Source organism: Streptomyces sp. DH12 (assembly GCF_020873895.1).
GTDB lineage: Bacteria > Actinomycetota > Actinomycetes > Streptomycetales > Streptomycetaceae > Streptomyces.
The window spans coordinates 1-695 of sequence record NZ_JAHWGT010000307.1; the positions used below are offsets into that span (position 1 = coordinate 1).

The following is a 695-nucleotide window of genomic DNA, read 5'->3' on the forward strand; positions in this document are numbered from 1 at the left end:
CAAGTCCGCGGCCGACCGCATCATCGACCACCTCGGACCCGCGCTCGCACCCCAGCAGCACAAGCGGTTCCGCAAGGACACCGTCCTGACCGTGGACGGCACCCTGGTCCCCACCCGCGACCACAGCATCGCCGAGCAGTCCAAGAACTACCGGTACTCCACCAACCACCAGGTCGTCATCGACGCCGACACCAGGCTCGTCGCCGTCGGCCGGCCGCTGCCCGGCAACCGCAACGACTGCAAGGCGTGGGAGCTGTCCGGCGCCAAGGCCGCCGTCGGCCGCGCCACGGTGATCGCCGAGGGCGGCTACAGAGGCACCGGCCTGATCATCCCGCACCGCCGCGCACCCGGCCAGGCTGGCCTTCCGGCCTGGAAAGAGAAGCACAACCGCTCACACCGCAAGGTCCGCGCCCGCATCGAGCACGCCTTCGCCCGCATGAAGACATGGAAGATCCTCCGCGACTGCCGCCTCAAAGGCGACGGCGTCGACCACGCCATGCTCGGCATCGCCCGCCTGCACAACCTCGCTCTCGCCGGATAAGCGAGCGGGCCGCACGGCGGGCGGCCAACCGTGCCGGGCAACGAGAGGATCATTTACGGGACAACCCTTAGACCGTGTCCTACGTGGTGAGGCGTCGTTGACTTCGGTATGGGGCGGGGTACGTGGAGTTGGATTGTTCCGGATGGGTTGTGGG

1 protein-coding gene is annotated in these 695 nt (G+C 68.5%); it reads left to right on the plus strand.

Going from position 1 to position 695, the window contains the following annotated elements:
• On the plus strand, window positions 1-541 hold a 541-nt coding region (locus LPA54_RS34205), incomplete at its 5' end, for a transposase (protein ID WP_228984559.1).
• Window positions 542-695: the final 154 nt, after the last annotated feature.